Annotated in this window: 12 protein-coding genes; 8 read left to right on the top strand and 4 right to left on the bottom strand. The window is 38.9% G+C overall.

Going from position 1 to position 17459, the window contains the following annotated elements; translation table 11 throughout:
- The first annotated feature begins 26 nt into the window (after positions 1–26).
- The 6 genes from B154_RS0123575 (at position 27) to odhB (ending at position 11345) form a co-directional block, all read left to right on the top strand.
- Entirely contained in the window at positions 27–869 is an 843-nt protein-coding gene (locus B154_RS0123575) for a glycoside hydrolase family 16 protein (protein WP_018616826.1), read from the top strand.
- Between the two features lie 115 nt (positions 870–984).
- Positions 985–2769 (top strand): translation elongation factor 4, encoded by a 1785-nt coding sequence (gene lepA, locus B154_RS0123570; protein ID WP_018616825.1) that lies wholly within the window; start codon positions 985–987, stop codon positions 2767–2769.
- A gap of 143 nt (positions 2770–2912) precedes the next feature.
- Positions 2913–4259, top strand: coding sequence for a D-arabinono-1,4-lactone oxidase (locus B154_RS0123565; protein WP_026260386.1), 1347 nt, complete (start codon positions 2913–2915; stop codon positions 4257–4259).
- 723 nt (positions 4260–4982) lie between these two features.
- On the top strand, positions 4983–6431 hold the full coding sequence (locus B154_RS0123560) for a hypothetical protein (protein WP_018616823.1): 1449 nt from the start codon (positions 4983–4985) through the stop codon (positions 6429–6431).
- A gap of 315 nt (positions 6432–6746) precedes the next feature.
- Positions 6747–9488 (top strand): 2-oxoglutarate dehydrogenase E1 component, encoded by a 2742-nt coding sequence (locus B154_RS0123555; protein WP_018616822.1) that lies wholly within the window; start codon positions 6747–6749, stop codon positions 9486–9488.
- Positions 9489–9737: 249 nt separating this feature from the next.
- Positions 9738–11345 (top strand): 2-oxoglutarate dehydrogenase complex dihydrolipoyllysine-residue succinyltransferase, encoded by a 1608-nt coding sequence (odhB, locus tag B154_RS0123550; RefSeq protein WP_018616821.1) that lies wholly within the window; start codon positions 9738–9740, stop codon positions 11343–11345.
- A gap of 242 nt (positions 11346–11587) precedes the next feature.
- Here odhB and B154_RS0123545 read toward each other — a convergent pair whose 3' ends face one another.
- Positions 11588–12547: an electron transfer flavoprotein subunit alpha/FixB family protein gene (locus B154_RS0123545; protein ID WP_018616820.1), complete on the bottom strand. Its 960-nt coding sequence runs from the start codon at positions 12545–12547 to the stop codon at positions 11588–11590.
- A 130-nt stretch (positions 12548–12677) separates the two neighbouring features.
- The gene (locus tag B154_RS0123540) at positions 12678–13424 is read right to left on the bottom strand and encodes an electron transfer flavoprotein subunit beta/FixA family protein (protein ID WP_018616819.1); all 747 of its coding nucleotides are present in this window, start codon (positions 13422–13424) and stop codon (positions 12678–12680) included.
- Between the two features lie 108 nt (positions 13425–13532).
- Between B154_RS0123540 and B154_RS0123530 the strand changes: the two genes are divergently transcribed.
- Together B154_RS0123530 and B154_RS0123525 are read left to right on the top strand one after the other, a co-directional pair.
- The gene (locus B154_RS0123530) at positions 13533–13844 is read left to right on the top strand and encodes a tetratricopeptide repeat protein (RefSeq protein WP_018616818.1); all 312 of its coding nucleotides are present in this window, start codon (positions 13533–13535) and stop codon (positions 13842–13844) included.
- Positions 13845–13925: 81 nt separating this feature from the next.
- Entirely contained in the window at positions 13926–14162 is a 237-nt protein-coding gene (locus B154_RS0123525; RefSeq protein ID WP_018616817.1) for a hypothetical protein, read from the top strand.
- A gap of 120 nt (positions 14163–14282) precedes the next feature.
- Here B154_RS0123525 and B154_RS0123520 read toward each other — a convergent pair whose 3' ends face one another.
- Both B154_RS0123520 and B154_RS0123515 read right to left on the bottom strand, forming a co-directional pair.
- The gene (locus tag B154_RS0123520; RefSeq protein ID WP_018616816.1) at positions 14283–15638 is read right to left on the bottom strand and encodes a pyridoxal-phosphate dependent enzyme; all 1356 of its coding nucleotides are present in this window, start codon (positions 15636–15638) and stop codon (positions 14283–14285) included.
- 143 nt (positions 15639–15781) lie between these two features.
- A complete protein-coding gene (locus B154_RS0123515) occupies positions 15782–17383 on the bottom strand; it encodes a S41 family peptidase (RefSeq protein ID WP_018616815.1) in 1602 nt (533 codons plus the stop codon).
- Between the last annotated feature and the right edge of the window lie 76 nt (positions 17384–17459).

The raw sequence follows: 17459 nt of genomic DNA, 5'->3' as shown, positions 1-17459 counted from the left end.
AAGTTTACTCTTCAAATGCTTACCGTATGAAAATAACTGTTTGTCTTTTTAGAAGTTTTCTTGCAATTATTTCCTTAACTACATTTTTAGTGCTGCTTTCCTGTAAAAAAGATTCAACAAAGGAAGAAGCTTCTTCAAAAGTTGGTTCACAAGACACTTTAGGTGGCTCAACTGCTACAACCTACAAACTGGTATGGTCTGATGAATTTGACGGCAATTCTGTAAATACAAATAATTGGAATTTTGAAACCGGGGGAGAAGGATGGGGAAATCATGAACAGGAATATTACCAGGCATCTAATGCTACTGTTTCCAATGGTATGCTGCTGATAACGGCAAAAAAAGAAAGTGTAAAATCTAATGCTTATACTTCAGTAAGAATGACAACAAAGGGCAAACATGAGTTTACTTATGGTAAAGTTGAAGCCCGGATTAAAATACCGGTAGGACAGGGTTTATGGCCGGCTTTCTGGATGCTTGGAGCTAATATAGATAGCGTCGGTTGGCCTGCGTGTGGCGAGACAGACATTATGGAACATATCAATACCGATAACTTGATGTACGGAACGATACATTGGGATAATAACGGACATGTTCAAAGCGGAGACACAACACGCTCTACAACGACAGACTATCATATTTATTCTGTCGAATGGGATTCGGCTTCGATCCGCTGGTATTTAGATGGAAATAAGTACCACGAGGCTAGTATTCTTAACAATATAAACAGTACACAAGAATTTCATAAACCCTTCTTTATCATCTTAAATCTTGCTGTTGGAGGCGATTGGCCAGGCCAAAATATAGACAATAGTAAATTACCCGCGAGCATGTATGTAGACTATGTCAGGGTTTATAAAGGGATATAATCATAATATACGTTGCAAACTGTTTAAATGAAAAATGTAAAAATTTGAATTCCATATAAGGAAACTAGCGACTGAAAACACAAATGTGCCTGCACATTGTTATTTTTGCTGCAACATGAAGAATATTAGGAATTTTTGCATTATTGCTCACATTGACCACGGAAAAAGTACGCTTGCCGATCGTCTGCTTGAGTTTACACACACGATCAGCGACCGCGACATGCAGGCCCAGGTGCTTGATGACATGGATTTGGAACGTGAGAAAGGAATCACAATCAAGAGTCATGCGATACAAATAGAATATCCATACAAAGGCGAAACATATACACTTAACCTTATTGATACTCCCGGTCACGTAGATTTCAGCTATGAAGTTAGCCGGGCGCTGGCTGCGTGCGAAGGAGCTTTGTTGCTGGTAGATGCATCTCAGGGCATACAGGCCCAAACCATTAGCAACTTGTATTTAGCCATTGATAACAACCTGGAAATAATTCCTGTTATTAATAAAATTGATATGGATGGTGCAATGATCGATGAAGTGAAAGACCAGATCATCGACTTAATAGGCTGTAAGCCTGAAGATATTTTACTTGCAAGTGCAAAAAGCGGAATTGGTATTGAGGAAATATTAGCAGCAATTGTTAATCGAATTCCTGCTCCTTCCGGTAATCCTGATGCTCCTTTGCAAGCGCTTATTTTTGACAGTGTTTTTAATAGCTTCAGAGGTATTATCATCTATTATCGTATAATGAATGGAAGCCTTAAAAGAGGCGATAAGATTCAATTTGCCAGTACGCGGCAAGACTATTTTGCAGATGAAGTCGGTGTGTTAAAGTTAACCATGACACCTAAAGACGAAGTAAAGACAGGTGATGTTGGATATATAATTACAGGGATTAAAAATGCCAAGGAAGTAAAAGTGGGAGATACGATTACACTTGCAAATAATCCCGCTGAAATGATAAAAGGCTTTGAAGAAGTGAAGCCAATGGTATTTGCCGGAATCTTTCCTGTAAATACAGATGAGTTTGAAGAATTGAGAGATTGCATGGACAAATTGCAGTTAAATGATGCTTCTCTTACATTTGAGTTGGAAACTTCACAAGCACTTGGCTTTGGCTTTCGTTGCGGGTTTTTGGGAATGCTGCATATGGAAATTATCCAGGAAAGGCTGGAGAGAGAGTTTAACCAAACTGTAATTACTACCGTTCCAAACGTAAGTTTTATTGCCCATACAAGTCGTGGTGAAAAGATTATTGTGAACAATCCGTCAGAAATGCCTGACCCTACTAAGCTTGATATGATTGAAGAGCCTTATATCAGGGCACAGATTGTAACACAGGCAGATTATATAGGAAATATTATGACCTTATGTCTTGGTAAACGTGGTATTCTTATCAATCAAAGTTACCTGACGCCCACACGTGTTGAATTGATCTTTGAAATGCCACTAACAGAAATCGTTTTTGATTTCTATGATAAACTCAAGAGCACGACAAGAGGATATGCTTCATTTGATTATCATCCCATAGGTTATCGCGAAAGTGATATTGTAAAAATGGACATTTTGCTAAATGGAGAAAAAGTGGACGCATTAAGTGCATTAATTCATCGAGGAAGGTCACAGGATTTTGGAAGAAAGCTGTGTGAAAAATTAAAGGAATTATTACCAAGGCAACAGTTTCAGATCGCTATACAGGCAGCAATTGGTGCAAAAGTGGTAGCCCGTGAAAACATAAGTGCCATGCGTAAAGATGTTACCGCAAAATGTTACGGAGGCGATATCAGCCGTAAAAGAAAATTGCTTGAGAAACAGAAAGAAGGTAAAAAACGTATGAAGCAAATCGGAAATGTGGAAGTGCCGCAGGAAGCTTTCCTGGCTGTGCTGAAGCTGGATTAATGTAGTTGGCAGAAGACGGATAGATATAAAGGATAACAGACAACGGAATATTGTTGACAAGTGTTGTGAAACAATGCAACAAAAAATAATTTCAGTTTTCTATTCTTAACTCTTATCTTAAAGATTCCTAAACCTTCTGCCATATGAAAAAAAGAACTTTTATAAAAATCTCCTCCACCTTAATTTCCGGTTCAATGTTTTCACCTTTAGTAAGTTGGCAGCAAGGCAATAAAATAAAAAACTGGGCCGGTAATTTCGAATTTAGTACAGATAATTTGTATTATGCCTCCTCTGTAACACAAGTTCAGGAACTTTTAAAAAAATATAGTAAACTAAAGGTTCTAGGTTCAAGACATTGCTTTAATAGAATTGCGGACAGTACTGATAATCTTATTTCTTTAAAGGAGATGGATAAAGTGCTGTCGTTAGACGAAAAAGCAGGTACTGTAACAGTGGGTTCAGCAATGAAGTACGGACAGCTTTGTCCATATCTTGATGATAAAGGATTTGCCCTGCACAATCTCGCTTCACTACCACATATATCTATTGCAGGCTCCTGCGCAACCGCTACACATGGTTCGGGCATAAAAAATGGAAATCTTGCAACTGCAGTTTCCGGAATGGAAATGGTTACGGCAGATGGCCGGGTACTTGAATTGTCGCGGGAAAAAGACGGGGAAAATTTTTTAGGTGCAGTTGTTAATCTTGGTGCACTTGGTGTGATAACAAAAATGACCCTAAATATTGAACCTACTTACAAAATGCGGCAGGATGTGTATCTAAATCTTCCCGTCAGTCACCTTACAAATCATTTTGAAGAAATCATGTCAGCAGGATATAGTGTAAGCCTTTTCACAGATTGGCGGACAAATGATTTTAATGAAGTATGGATTAAAAGTAAGGTAGGCGAAGGAATACCTTTTACTTTACAATCAGAATTTTTTGATGCTACACGTGCAACAAAAAATCTTCATCCTATTTCAGATCTTTCAGCGGTAAATTGTACGGAGCAAATGGGAGTGCCGGGTCCGTGGTATGAGCGGTTACCTCATTTTCGTATGGGCTTTACGCCTAGCAGCGGTAAAGAGTTGCAATCAGAATATTTTATTTCCCGGCATAACGCTGTTGATGCTATTCTCGCAGTACAACGCTTGCACGAACAAATAAGCCCGCATCTTTTAATATCAGAGATCCGCACCATTGACGCCGACGATCTCTGGATGAGCCCATGTTACAAACAGGCAAGTGTAACCATTCACTTTACCTGGAAGCCCGACTGGCGATCAGTAAGCCAGGTGCTGCCGGTGATAGAAAAAGAACTTGCTCCTTTTAATGCCCGCCCACACTGGGGCAAACTCTTTACCATTTCGCCTATAAGACTACAATCATTATATGAAAAGTTGCCAGACTTTCAAAAACTTATGAAGGAATACGACCCTAAGGGAAAATTTAGAAATGAGTTTTTGAATCGGAATATTTATGAGAGCTGATTGATTTTTACTAAAAGCATTCTTTTTAGTGGCGTTTTTTTTTATTTTAATATTACCTATATCTTCATTAACAATGTAAATCTTATACATTCCTAATAAGATAATTTACCTCTGCTATTTTTTATTTTCAGTGTTAAGAATGTTTTGTTGTCTAAAAAAGTTCCTTTCTTAAGCCTCCAATAGTTCCATAAGTTATTCCACTCTTAATTTATTACTAATGCTTTTAAAAAGCAATGGAACTGAAGAAGAGTTATAGGTTTAGCAAAAGTTACAATGGAAAAAATAAATATTAAAATAAAGTTGCATAACAGATAATGTTTTTGTAGTTTGTTAATGATTTGATAAAACAATTAAGACAAGAAAGAGTTTTAGCAATGCAATTTGGTTTAGACTCAATAGTCAAGATTTATCAATAGACACCTTTTCAACTTCCGCTCCAATAGTTTTATTATCACATCAATTCACTTAAAAAATTCTCTGTCCTGCTCTCTCAGCTTAGGAAATACAGATTTATTTATAAATTATGAAACTCTTATTTTTTGCTCCTTCCGTTAGTTCTTACGGAAGAGGAAAGCTACATGTGACCCATTTAATAAGGGATGTAGATAGGTCTCCTCCGGAATAGGATTAACTATCATTTTATTGTACATATAATTTAACGATCGATATATAGTAAAACTCATACATCACAAATGAATACATTAAAGATAAAAAATCATTGTTATGCCACAAATTTTTAGAATTCGTAATAATTTTCAGAATATAGAAAAAAGTACAAATTTTTTTGCTTTAAGTACTAAAGCAATGATGGGTATTTTTTTGTTCTTAGCCTTTGTATTCTCCGGTACAGTATCCGCCCAGAATGTTTCGCAATCAAAGTTAAATTGCCCGAGCGGTCACTGTACATCCAACGACCTGCAAATAGTTAGCGTGGCTATAGATGCTCCTGCATGTGCCACCTGTACACCGGGCCAAACGGTAACCTATCCCTTAAAAATGACGATCCATAATGGAACCAAGTCTGTACGGACCTCTTTTGCTCTTTACGGGACGTTGAGCTCCGGTGCTACAATCAACGGAATTTCAGGCAACATCTTTGTTTGCGTGGGTCCCATTACGGTGAAGTCAGATCAACTCCTGCCCGGTGAAACTGCTCCGGGTAACCAAACTTTTGCCGTAGGAAGCATCACGTTTACCTGTGGTCAGACCCTGACGCTTACGAATAACTTCCTGGCGTGGACGGATGCTTCAGGAACAACATCTGATCGTTGCACCAAGTTCTCGAATGCAACCCAATGTAGCGACATAGAGCCTAAATGCGGCACTGCGTCATCCATCACCATCGTTGGTCCAGTGGTCGCACCAACACTTGCTAAAACGGATCCAACCTGTACTACATCTACCGGTTGCGTTACAGTCATTTCTTCTACAACTGGCTTTACCTTTAGCTTTAATGGCGGTGCCTATGCTCCTTATCCGTCAGGTGGTTGGTGTGGCTTAACTGAAAAAACTGAATATTGCGTTACATCAAAAAGAACATCTGATGGCTGTGTTTCTCCCCAAGCGTGTGTCACCATTGGTACAGCACCTGCAAACCCAGCAAGACCTGTTGTGACTTTGCAGGAAGCAACCATATGCGGAACTGTTACTACACCTTCTATAACTGTTTCATGTCCTATAGTTGGTACTTATAAGTTAACGCAACCAGGACAAACTGATCAGACTTTTTCATATACAGGATCAAATGGACCAGTTAAACTTACTGTAAAACCAGGTATTGGCTTTAGCATTACAGTTACCACTGCAGCTGGTTGTACCTCTGCTGCTACCAATTGTACTAACTATACTACTAACAGTTGTCCAGCTGGAAGACCTTCGCAGGTTGTAGCTGCGCCGAACATTAAAAAAGCACTAACACTGGTAAAGGCAGCTCCAAACCCTTTTAATGATGAGGTTAAATTCACATTACAATCAGGAGTATCAGGACAAGGTTCTTTAGATTTATACAACATGCTGGGTCAAAAAGTGAAGACAGTATATCAAGGTTATATTGAAAAAGGAAAAGTGCAAACCATAGAGTACAGTGTACCTAATGCTCAACGAACTAATCTGATCTACATGTTCAGAGTAGGTAATCAAAGAACAACCGGTAAGCTGGTAGGGCTTAAATAAAGATAATTATCTGAAAAACCCTTAATACTAAAGAGGCTGTCTCCTGTTTTTGCAGACATAGGAGATAGCCTCTATTCTTATGTAGTATAAGCTTACCAATTATATACATCTTAAAGAATAAAATCGCTTAATAAAGCTACATAGTACAAGTGTGCGACGCAAGAGAAGTTGAATAGAAACGCTAAGCTGGCTGCCAAAAATCTCTCTTATAAAAAGGACTTCATTTTTAACGTAAATATTCTATATCAATTTGTTGCCAATAACCGATATTTGCAATGATTATAATAGCGGTTGTTTCACTGATAAAATATACAAATGAAGGACTTCTCATACATCACAAATTCCCATCCTGCATATATTGAGAATTTGTACAACAACTTTGTTGCCAATCCTGAGGCCGTTGACCCGGAAATGCGAAAGTTTTTTGAAGGCTTTGACTTTGCTGTCAGCAAGGTTGTTCCTCCCACTAATGGTCATGCAGTAGCCGGTAAGCAGGTAGATGCTCAAACACTGCAAAAAGAATTTAGTGTTTTTCAGTTAATTAGGGCCTACCGTAAAAAAGGGCACCTGGTAGCAAAGACAAACCCCATTCGCGAAAGAAAGGACAGAAGGGCAAATCTTCAACTTTCCAACTTTGGCTTAAGTGATGCTGATTTGAATACCACTTTTGAAGCTGGTAAGTTTTTGGGTATGCCAAACGCTTCTTTAAAAGATATAATAGCTCATTTACAAAAATGTTATACGGCCTCAGTAGGTGTTGAATATTCGGGGTTGAATGACCAGGAGAAGATAGAGTGGCTTGGCAACGAAGTGGAAAATGAATTTCATAAACCCCTAAGTCTTGACCAGAAAAAAAACATTCTCGAAAAGCTGAACCAGGGAGTTATTTTTGAAAAATTCCTTCATACAAAATATGTAGGGCAAAAAAGATTTTCACTGGAAGGAGGAGAAACCACGATTGCTGCGTTGGATGCCATAATAAATACTGCAGCAGATTTTGGCGTGCAGGAAGTGGTAATAGGAATGGCACACCGCGGCCGTTTAAATGTTTTGGCAAATATTCTTGGCAAAACGTACGAGCAGATTTTCTCTGAGTTTGAAGGCTCTGCAATTCCCGATACTACTATGGGTAGCGGAGATGTGAAGTATCACATGGGCTTTCGTGGTGAACATACTACACGAGACGGAAAGAAAGTTAATCTTCAATTATGTCCAAATCCTTCCCACCTTGAAGCTGTAGACCCGGTGGTCATTGGTTTTTCACGGAGCAAGGCAGACGTGATTTACGAAAGTGAATATGATAAAATTTTACCAATACTAATACATGGTGACGCCTCGGTGGCGGGGCAGGGGATAGTGTACGAGGTGGTGCAAATGAGCGGTTTAAAAGGTTATTATACCGGCGGAACGATACACTTTGTGATTAACAACCAGATTGGTTTTACTACCGACTTTGATGATGCACGCACGGCTGATTATTGCACATCAGTAGCGGCGATGATACAGGCGCCTGTCTTGCATGTTAATGGTGATGATCCTGAAGCGGTGGTAAAGTGTGTTAACATTGCTACCCGCTATCGCCAAAAATTTAATACTGATGTATTTATTGATATGGTTTGTTACCGTCGTCACGGTCACAACGAAGGTGACGATCCAAAATATACACAGCCCCAATTATATGCATTGATAGAAAAGCATGCAAATCCACGTGAGGTGTATAACCAGAAGTTAATCGATAATGGCTCCATTGATGCCGAACTGGCGAAGGAAATGGAGAAGAAATTCTGGAGTGATTTGCAGGAGCGCCTTGATGAAATTAAGCAGCATCCGTTACCGTATAAATACCAGAAACCGGAATTATGGTGGCAGAATTTACGTAAGGCTACCAAGGATGATTTTTATCAATCACCTGTAACTGCTATAACTCAAGAACAATTCAGGACGGTTTTCGACAGTCTCATGAAATGGCCTGAAGGATTTCAGCCACTGCGCAAAGTCGAAAAGTTATTGCAGGATAAAATAAAATTGTTTGAAACTGAAAATGCAGTAGACTGGGCGACGGGAGAGTTAATGGCGTATGGCACTTTAATGCTCGAAGGAAAAGATGTGCGTATGAGTGGACAGGATGTTCGTCGTGGTACTTTTTCTCATCGTCACGCAGTTTTAAGGGATGAAAATACCGACAAAAGTTATAACCGTCTCAGCAGCATTCCCAATGCGGAAGGTAAGTTTCGTATTTACAATTCTTTTTTAAGCGAATTTGGAGTTTTAGGTTTTGAATATGGCTATTCAATCGCCAACCCAAACACACTGGTGTTATGGGAAGCGCAATTTGGTGATTTTTTCAACACTGCACAGCCGATGGTTGACCAGTTTATAAGCAGCGGTGAAACCAAATGGCAGCAGATGAGTGGTATTGTAATGCTGTTGCCACACGGTTACGAAGGTCAGGGGCCAGAACATAGCAGTGCGCGTATGGAGCGTTTTCTGCAGATGTCGGCAGAGCTTAACTGGGTGATTGCAGATATTACTACCTCAGCCAATTTTTTCCACGCACTTCGCAGGCAGCTAACCTGGCCATTTAGAAAGCCGATGGCAGTTTTTACTCCAAAGGCTAATCTTCGTCATCCGGGTAGTTATAGTAAGATGACTGATTTTCTTGCCGGAGGTTTTAAAGAAGTAATTGACGATACTTTTGTTCGGCACCCAGAAGAAGTTAAAAAAGTGCTTTTCTGTAGTGGAAAGATTTATTTTGATCTCGCAGAGCGTCAGCAAAAAGAAAACCGCCAGGACGTTGCAATTATCAGGTTAGAGCAGATATATCCTTTGCCAATGAAACAACTGGAAGAGTTATATAAAAAATACAACAAGGCTACGTGGTTCTGGGTGCAGGAAGAACCAATGAACATGGGAGCGGCAGGCTTTTTACAAATGAATTTAAAAGGAATTAATTATGGTGTAATTAGCAGGCAGCCAACTGCTTCAACTGCTACCGGGTATTCAAAAGTGCATGCACAGGAGCAGGCTGAAATAATTAATACTGCATTTTCAATTTAAAAATAATTTCTTTTTAAGAATAAATACTTTTAGATAAATAAGGTATGAAAGGAGCATATAAAACTTCTTCCATGCCTTTTTTCATCTTTAAGAAACATAATCGATGAATTGTAAGATCAGTAGTTGTTGCTTCTTAAAAGCTGGCGTGAAGGTTATTTTTTAGCTATATAAAGCATTTAATAATCTTCTTTAAATTTCCATAAAAAAACAACTTATTTCCCCGAAATTTGCAAAACTTAAAATCTTGGTATGATCGACATAAAAGTTCCGGCGATTGGCGAGTCAATAACAGAAGTAACACTTGTAAAATGGATAAAAAAGGATGGAGATTACGTAGAGAGAGATGAAGTGATTGCTGAGTTTGAAAGTGAAAAAGCAACCTTTGAAGTAAATGCAGAAAAAGCAGGTGTACTAAAAACAAAAGCGGCTGAAGGAGATACACTAAACATAGGAGACGTACTCGCTCAAATTGATGAAACTGCGCAAAAATCTGTTGATGCAGGCTCTATTGCAAGCCAACCAGCCCCTGTCGCTCAAACACAACCAAATCAACCGGCAGTTTCTGAGCCTGCCCCTACTTCCGCGGCAACACCAGTTGCAGCCGGAAAAGGAATTATTGATATTAAAGTACCGACCGTTGGAGAGTCAATTACTGAAGTTACCTTAGTGAAATGGCTTAAAAAGGAAGGCGATCTTGTACAACTTGATGAAGTGATTGCCGAACTTGAAAGCGAAAAAGCAACTTTTGAATTAAATGCAGAGCAAGCCGGCAAGTTATCATTAAAAGCAAAGGAAGGTGAAACCTTAAAAATAGGAGATATTATAGCTACCATCGATAGTGATGTAGCAGTAAGTGCTTCAGTTTCTCAACCAACGGCAGAAGCAAAACCTGCAGCACAAGCACCATCACCCGCATCAACTCCTGCTCAACCTGCTGCGCAGGCGCCTGTAACATCCATTCCTAATAATTTAAAAGCTACTCCCGTTGCAGCAGCTATAATAGCTGATAAGAAAGTAGAAGCTTCGGCCATAACTGCTTCTGGCTTTAATGGTAAAATAATGAAAAATGATGTTTTGCAGGCTTTGGCGAATCCGGGTAAAAAAGCAGTTGCAGGACAGGAATTATTTAGCCGTAATGAGCGCACCGAAAAGATGAGCAACCTTCGCAAGACGGTCAGCCGCAGATTGGTTGAGGCAAAAAATACAACGGCAATGCTTACTACTTTTAATGAAGTAGATATGAGCCGTATAATGGCGCTTCGTACTCAATTTAAAGATAAGTTTAAAGAAAAACATGGCACTAATCTTGGCTTCATGAGCTTTTTTACGAAAGCTGTTTGTTACGCGTTACAGGAGTGGCCCTCAGTAAACGCATACATCGATGGCGACTCTATTATTTACCATGATTATTGCGATATTTCCATTGCAGTTTCTGCTCCAAAAGGTTTGGTAGTTCCAGTTATAAGAAATGCTGAAAGCCTGAGCATGGCTGAAATAGAAAAGAAAGTGGTTGAACTTGCAGGGAAAGCAAGGGAAAATAAATTGTCAATGGCAGAAATGCAGGGAGGAACTTTTACAATTACAAACGGTGGAGTGTTTGGATCGTTGATGTCAACACCTATTATCAATATTCCTCAGAGTGCTATTCTGGGTATGCATAAAATACAGGAAAGACCAATGGCGGTTAACGGACAAGTCGTTGTAAAACCGATGATGTATCTCGCCTTGAGTTATGACCATAGAATCATTGACGGACGTGAAAGCGTAAGTTTTCTTGTGAGGGTTAAAGAACTATTGGAAACTCCTGAATTATTGTTATTTGGTAAAGACCCGGTTAAAACATTATTAGAACTATAATTTTTGATTTTAGATTAAGAAAGAGCTGCCCGGTGCAGCTTTTTATTGAAGAGACTTTTTAAGTAGATACTAAACAGGGGCAATTCGTGGACCTCGTCTTTATGTATAAACTTTTTTTAGTGTTAGGCACTATTTTCAGCCTTCTTTCATATTCAAAATGTGTTGATGGACTTTTTAATTGCGGATTAAAAAGAAACAAGGAAAAATAATACTACAGCTTGAATAAGAATAATTATTTTTTATTAGACTCCTTTAAACTTTTGTACTTCGTCTGTAAGTTTTGGTAATACTTCAAAGACATCACCAACCACCCCGTAGTCCGCTGCTTTAAAAAATGGAGCTTCAGGGTCCTTGTTAATCACCACAATTACTTTACTTCTGTTTACCCCGGCGAGATGTTGTATAGCCCCTGAGATGCCCGCCGCCACATAAAGGTTGGGAGCTATTGCTATGCCTGTTTGGCCCACATGCTCATGATGCGGTCTCCAACCAGAGTCTGCAACGGGGCGGCTACATGCTAACGCAGCATTAAGCGCTTTAGCAAGATTTTCAACTAATCCCCAATTTTCAGGCCCTTTTAAACCACGACCGGCGCTTACCACACGGGTTGCTTCAGTTAGTGGTATTTCACCTGTTACCTTGTTGGTAGCAACCACTTTTACTTTAGCCGCCTCCACAGGAATATCCAGTACACTTACCTCTGCCGTGCCTTCAACAGCTGCTATTTTAAAAGCATTCATATTTAGTGAAATGATCTTAATATCTGTATTTAATGAAACATTGGCAAAAGCTTTTCCGCTAAAAACAACTTTCTTAACTATAAAACCACCGGTTGTGTCGGGTAAGCTAACTGCTGCAGGAACCATGGCAGCTTTTAAGCGTGCAGACAATCTTCCTGCAATAGCCCTACCAGTATTATTGTGTGCTACAACAACTACTTTTGCTCCTGTTGCCTTTACTGCTTCTGAAATTACCTGGGTATATACCTGGGCATCAAAACTATTTAATACCTCGTTTCGAACGTGGTGTACTTTAGTTACCCCATATTTTCCTAATGAATTAAGATTTTCATTTACGGTTCCCAGCACTAAAGCTTCTGCATGTACACCTAGCTGTTCAGCCACTTTAGCTCCATAAGATAGCGCTTCAAATGTTGTCTTTTTAAATTGGCCATCTGTTTGATCTGCAAATATTAGAACCATGAAATTTGAAATTTTAAATTGAATGAAAAATTGAAACCAATTAGAAACTCAGTTATTTCAAAAAAATTAAATACTGTGAGAGGATATGTTTTACGTCGTTCATTCTATAGTCTTCAAACCCGGTTCGGAATTAAATTACTTTTGCTTCCTCGTGTAGCAGTCTAACCAATTCACTCAGATTGTCAGGATTGATAAGTTTAACACCGGCTTTCGGTGGTGGAAGTTCAAAGTTTTGTATAGTTGTAAAGACGGGTGCTTCAATAGGTTCTACTACTTTCAAGGGTTTTGTACGTGCTGACATGATGCCGCGCATATTCGGTATCCTGGCCTCAGCCATACCTTTCTGACAACTTACGACTACAGGTAGCGATACCTCATCAACTTCTTCACCGCCTTCAATTTCACGTGTTACAGTTGCAGTTGCGCCACTTATTTCAAAGTGTGTAGCCAAAGATATGTAAGGAAGGCCAACCAGTTCCGCAACCATTCCACCTATAGACGAGCCATTGTAATCAATCGTTTCTTTTCCTGTAAATATTAGATCATAACCACCGTTCCTTGCTACTTCTGCTATTTGGGAAGCAACATAAAAGCTGTCGTGCAAATCAGTGGTATTTATCCTTATGGCTTCATCTCCGCCTAAGGCAAGTGCTTTTCGTATAATTGGGTCCGCATCCGCACCTCCAACATTCACTAAATGCAAAACTGTTGAAGCATCTTTTTCTTTTAACTCAATAGCACGCACCAATGCGTACCATTCGTCGTAAGGATTTATGATCCATTGAACGCCATTATCGTCAAATTGACTATTACCGTTTTTGAACGCTATTTTTGCCGTTGTATCCGGTGTTTTGCTTATACAAACTAATATTTTCATATTTGGCAATTGAAGAATATAATAAAGTTGTTTATGCAACTACTTATTACAAATATAAGTTTCTTATTTTAAAAACATTTTCTAAGAATTTTATTTATAAAAATTATTATGGACAGGATAAATAAACTGAAGGAGTATCTTATCACATCTCCTGCAGATAGCTTTTTGCAACATGCCCTTGCGTTGGAATATATAAAAATCGGCGAAGATGGTGAAGCTCGAAAACTGTTCGAAAATCTCTTAGAACGAGATGCTGCCTACGTAGGAAGCTATTATCATTTGGCAAAGTTGCTTGAGCGAGCCGGAAATAATGCAGAGGCGATACAATGGTATGAAAAGGGAATGGCAGCCGCAAAAAAAGCAGGCGATCAGCATAGTTATAATGAATTACAAGGCGCTTATGAAGACCTGCTGTACTAACTTCTTATTTTGCGATAAGCAAAACAAAATGGTTAAACACCACGGTCCAAAAGTTGCAAACATGAAGGAAAAACTACTATTATGAATATTCAAAATGACAGCAAGCTTCCAAAATACCGCCAGGAAGAGGAAAATAGCTCGCCAGACTTTATAGAAAAAAATGAGGCAGCAGAATCAGCTAATGAAGATACCGACCCTCCATTGGATGAAGAAGACCTTGAAGAAAACGATTTAACGGTAGAAGAAGCCGATCAAATTGTTTGGGAACCGCCTAAAACCGGCTCATCGGGCTCCGAAGAGAAAGATATTACTGATTAAACGATTTTTACACAAGATCTTTATGAGATGATATGAATGATGATTTTCAAATAGTTTTGAAAATCATCATTCATACTAAATAAAGTCAATTGACGCTTCAAAAAATACTGCTAATCGTTTTTATTTGGCTAAACTTTGAATTACATCATACTTCGTTACGATGTGCACATTGCCGCTTTCATCCTTCGCCATAACGGCGCCATTGCCTTTTGTTATTAGTCCGCCAAGTCTTTCCAAAGGTGTATCAAAAGATACAATAGGGTAGGGAGGTTCCATAACAGTTTTAATGGTAGAAGTTTTTATTTCAGGATTAGAGAATATTTTTTGAAACAGGCCTCCTTCACTTAAAGCTCCAATCAAATTTTCTCCATCTGCTACGGGTATATGTTCTATGTCATATTTGCGCATCAATTCGACAGCTTCTGCTACGGTTTGGTTTGCATCAACAGTTACCAGTTTTGTACTTCCTCTGGCACTTATTAAATCTTTACATGTTTTAACGTCAAAAAAACCGCGCTCCATCATCCATTGGTCGTTATAAATCTTGCCTACATACCGGCTGCCATGATCAGCGAATATGACCACTACCAAATCATCTTTTTTCAATTTATCTTTCAATTGCATCAATCCCTGCAGCGATGTGCCTGCACTGTAGCCTACAAAAATTCCTTCTTCTCTTGATATACGCCTGGCCATTATAGCTCCTGCTTTATCAGTAACCTGTTCAAACCTATCTATAACACTCATGTCATAATTGTCGGGTACAAAATCTTCACCTATTCCTTCTGTTATATATGGATGCACTTCATTGGGATCGACTTTGCCGGTATCAAAAAACTTTTTAAGTAAAGAACCATAAACGTCTATTGCCCAAACTTGTATGTTTTTGTTTTTTTCCTTTAAATATTTTCCGGTACCTGTTATGGTACCTCCGGTTCCTGTGGCAATTACCAGGTGGGTTATCTTTCCCTCTGTCTGTTCCCATATTTCAGGGCCGGTAGTCTCATAATGCGCCTGACGGTTAGAAAGATTATCATACTGATTCATGTAAAATGAATTAGGAATTTCTTTTGGTAATCTTTTCGCTACGGAATAATAGCTGTGTGGATCTTCTGGTTCTACATTCGTTGGGCACACAATTACTTCTGCACCTACTGCTTTTAAAATATCAACTTTTTCTTTTGACTGCTTGTCCGTTGTGGTAAAGATGCATTTGTATCCTTTTACAACTGCAGCCAATGCAAGCCCCATACCTGTGTTACCACTGGTACCTTCTATAATGGTTCCGCCTGGTTTTATCTTACCTTCCTTTTCTGCTACTTCCAGCATTTTTACGGCCATGCGGTCTTTAATAGAATTACCAGGATTAAAATATTCGACTTTTGCAAGAACAGTGCAGGGAAGGTCTTTAGTAATGTTATTTAACTTAATTAGCGGGGTATTTCCAATTGTTTCAAGAATACTGTTTAGCCACATAGCAAGCTTAATTTTTACTCAAAGGTAATAAATGGATACAAGGTAGACTAAGAAGTACACGCACGTGAAAAGGAAAGAAGCAATAAGAGCATAATAATCCTTTCGATCTTAAAAAAATGAACGAATGAGGGATTTTGTCTCTTTTATTTCTGAATATCCTTCTCGTTTAACACCTGTAACGCTTTCTGTACAAAGTCATCTGATCGGTTCATTACTTCATAATAGCCTTCGTATCTCCATATTTGCCTCGCCACAAGTGAAGGAATTCGTTTTATAATGAGAGATTTGTCTTTCTCGCTTACTTTATTAAGATCAATTGAATCCCTTACAGCAAATTTTTTCAAGGCATTCCATTCATCTTCACCCGCTTTAAAGGCTACAATGTCTGCTGCTTTTTTATACTGGTTAAACTGTTCTTTATGCTCAATAAAATAAGTATAAATAAAATTACTTAAGGTTCCCTTCAGATAAAGCTTCATCACTTCATTACCCATGCTTGCTGTGTCAAAAGGCACATAAATATCAGGAGTAATGCCACCTCCGCCATATACAATTCTGCCTTTTGGTGTTTTAAAAGCAGGCCCCGATTTTTTTGTTGTATCACCTTTCAGTACCTCACCATCATGAAACCTGTTCATCACTTCTTCCTCATATTTTTCATAACCTTGTTTATAAGATTTTTGAATGTTTCTGCCTAAAGGGGAGTAATAACGTGCAACAGTAAGTCTTAAAGCAGATCCATCAGTGAGCTGAAATTGCTCTTGTACCAGGCCTTTGCCAAAAGTGCGGCGGCCTACAATAGTTGCTCTGTCCCAGTCCTGCAGCGCTCCAGTAAGCACCTCACTTGCACTGGCTGAGCCTTCATCTACCAACAAAACAAGATCTCCCGTTTCAAACAGTCCATCTCTTTTACATTTGTACTCATATTTTGGTACATGGCTCCCTTTCGTATATACTATTAACTTATTTCCATCTAAAAATTCATCGGCAATATTTACTGCCACACCCAGCAGGCCTCCTCCATTTCCCCTAAGATCCAGAATAAGTTTTTGCATGTGCTGAGCCTGTAAGTTTTCTAAAGATCTCATAAACTCCCGGTACGTACTTTCTGCGAATTTATTTATATGTATAAAGCCTGTTGAGGGAGTAATCATATATGACGCATCCACCGAAGGAACGGGAATTGTTCCCCTGCTTACATTGAAGGGAATAATTTGCCTATCGCGCATAACCGTCAACTTAACTATACTTCCGTTTTCACCCCTTAGTAATCTTCTTATGTCGTTGGGTTGTAAATGTTTGCCAGCTATAGATATACTATCGTTTACTTTCAAAAACTTATCACCCACTTGCAGCCCAGCCCTTTCAGAAGGGCCGTCCGGAAGCACATTTAAAACATTGACAGTGTCATAAAACATCTGAAATTCTACGCCAATGCCACTAAAATTTCCTCTAAGATCATCATTAACATAATCAAGATCACTTGCAGGGATAAACACAGAATGTGGATCAAGATGGTGAAGTACATCATTGATGGCATTGTTGCTAAGTGAATCTGTGGCTACCTGGTCTACATATTTTAAGCTTACCAGGTCTAACACCTCCTGGAAAGATGTTTTGTTGTTTATTGTAAAGAAATTTTTAATGCCAGACTCTTCGCGCAATTTGTATCCAATCACCATTCCTGCTACCATTATAACCGAAAACAGTAGCGGAAGCCATACCTGCAACTTTCTATTTTCCATACATCAAATTGAAATAAGCAGCGAATTTCATAAATTATAAGTTATAAAAAAACTATCTCTGCTTATAGCCTCTATT

It is taken from the genome of Segetibacter koreensis DSM 18137, assembly GCF_000374045.1.
Lineage (GTDB): Bacteria > Bacteroidota > Bacteroidia > Chitinophagales > Chitinophagaceae > Segetibacter > Segetibacter koreensis.
The sequence above is the reverse complement of the archived record's forward strand: the minus strand, read 5'-3'. Positions and strand labels throughout refer to the sequence as shown.

What these genes read in the sequence shown, in the direction of transcription:
- B154_RS0123575 (WP_018616826.1), top strand. Translation starts at nt 27, where the DNA reads ATGAAAATAACTGTTTGTCTTTTTAGAAGTTTTCTTGCAATTATTTCC.
- lepA (WP_018616825.1), top strand. Translation starts at nt 985, where the DNA reads ATGAAGAATATTAGGAATTTTTGCATTATTGCTCACATTGACCACGGA.
- B154_RS0123565 (WP_026260386.1), top strand. Translation starts at nt 2,913, where the DNA reads ATGAAAAAAAGAACTTTTATAAAAATCTCCTCCACCTTAATTTCCGGT.
- B154_RS0123560 (WP_018616823.1), top strand. Translation starts at nt 4,983, where the DNA reads ATGCCACAAATTTTTAGAATTCGTAATAATTTTCAGAATATAGAAAAA.
- B154_RS0123555 (WP_018616822.1), top strand. Translation starts at nt 6,747, where the DNA reads ATGAAGGACTTCTCATACATCACAAATTCCCATCCTGCATATATTGAG.
- odhB (WP_018616821.1), top strand. Translation starts at nt 9,738, where the DNA reads ATGATCGACATAAAAGTTCCGGCGATTGGCGAGTCAATAACAGAAGTA.
- B154_RS0123545 (WP_018616820.1), bottom strand. Translation starts at nt 12,547, where the DNA reads ATGGTTCTAATATTTGCAGATCAAACAGATGGCCAATTTAAAAAGACA.
- B154_RS0123540 (WP_018616819.1), bottom strand. Translation starts at nt 13,424, where the DNA reads ATGAAAATATTAGTTTGTATAAGCAAAACACCGGATACAACGGCAAAA.
- B154_RS0123530 (WP_018616818.1), top strand. Translation starts at nt 13,533, where the DNA reads ATGGACAGGATAAATAAACTGAAGGAGTATCTTATCACATCTCCTGCA.
- B154_RS0123525 (WP_018616817.1), top strand. Translation starts at nt 13,926, where the DNA reads ATGAATATTCAAAATGACAGCAAGCTTCCAAAATACCGCCAGGAAGAG.
- B154_RS0123520 (WP_018616816.1), bottom strand. Translation starts at nt 15,638, where the DNA reads ATGTGGCTAAACAGTATTCTTGAAACAATTGGAAATACCCCGCTAATT.
- B154_RS0123515 (WP_018616815.1), bottom strand. Translation starts at nt 17,383, where the DNA reads ATGGAAAATAGAAAGTTGCAGGTATGGCTTCCGCTACTGTTTTCGGTT.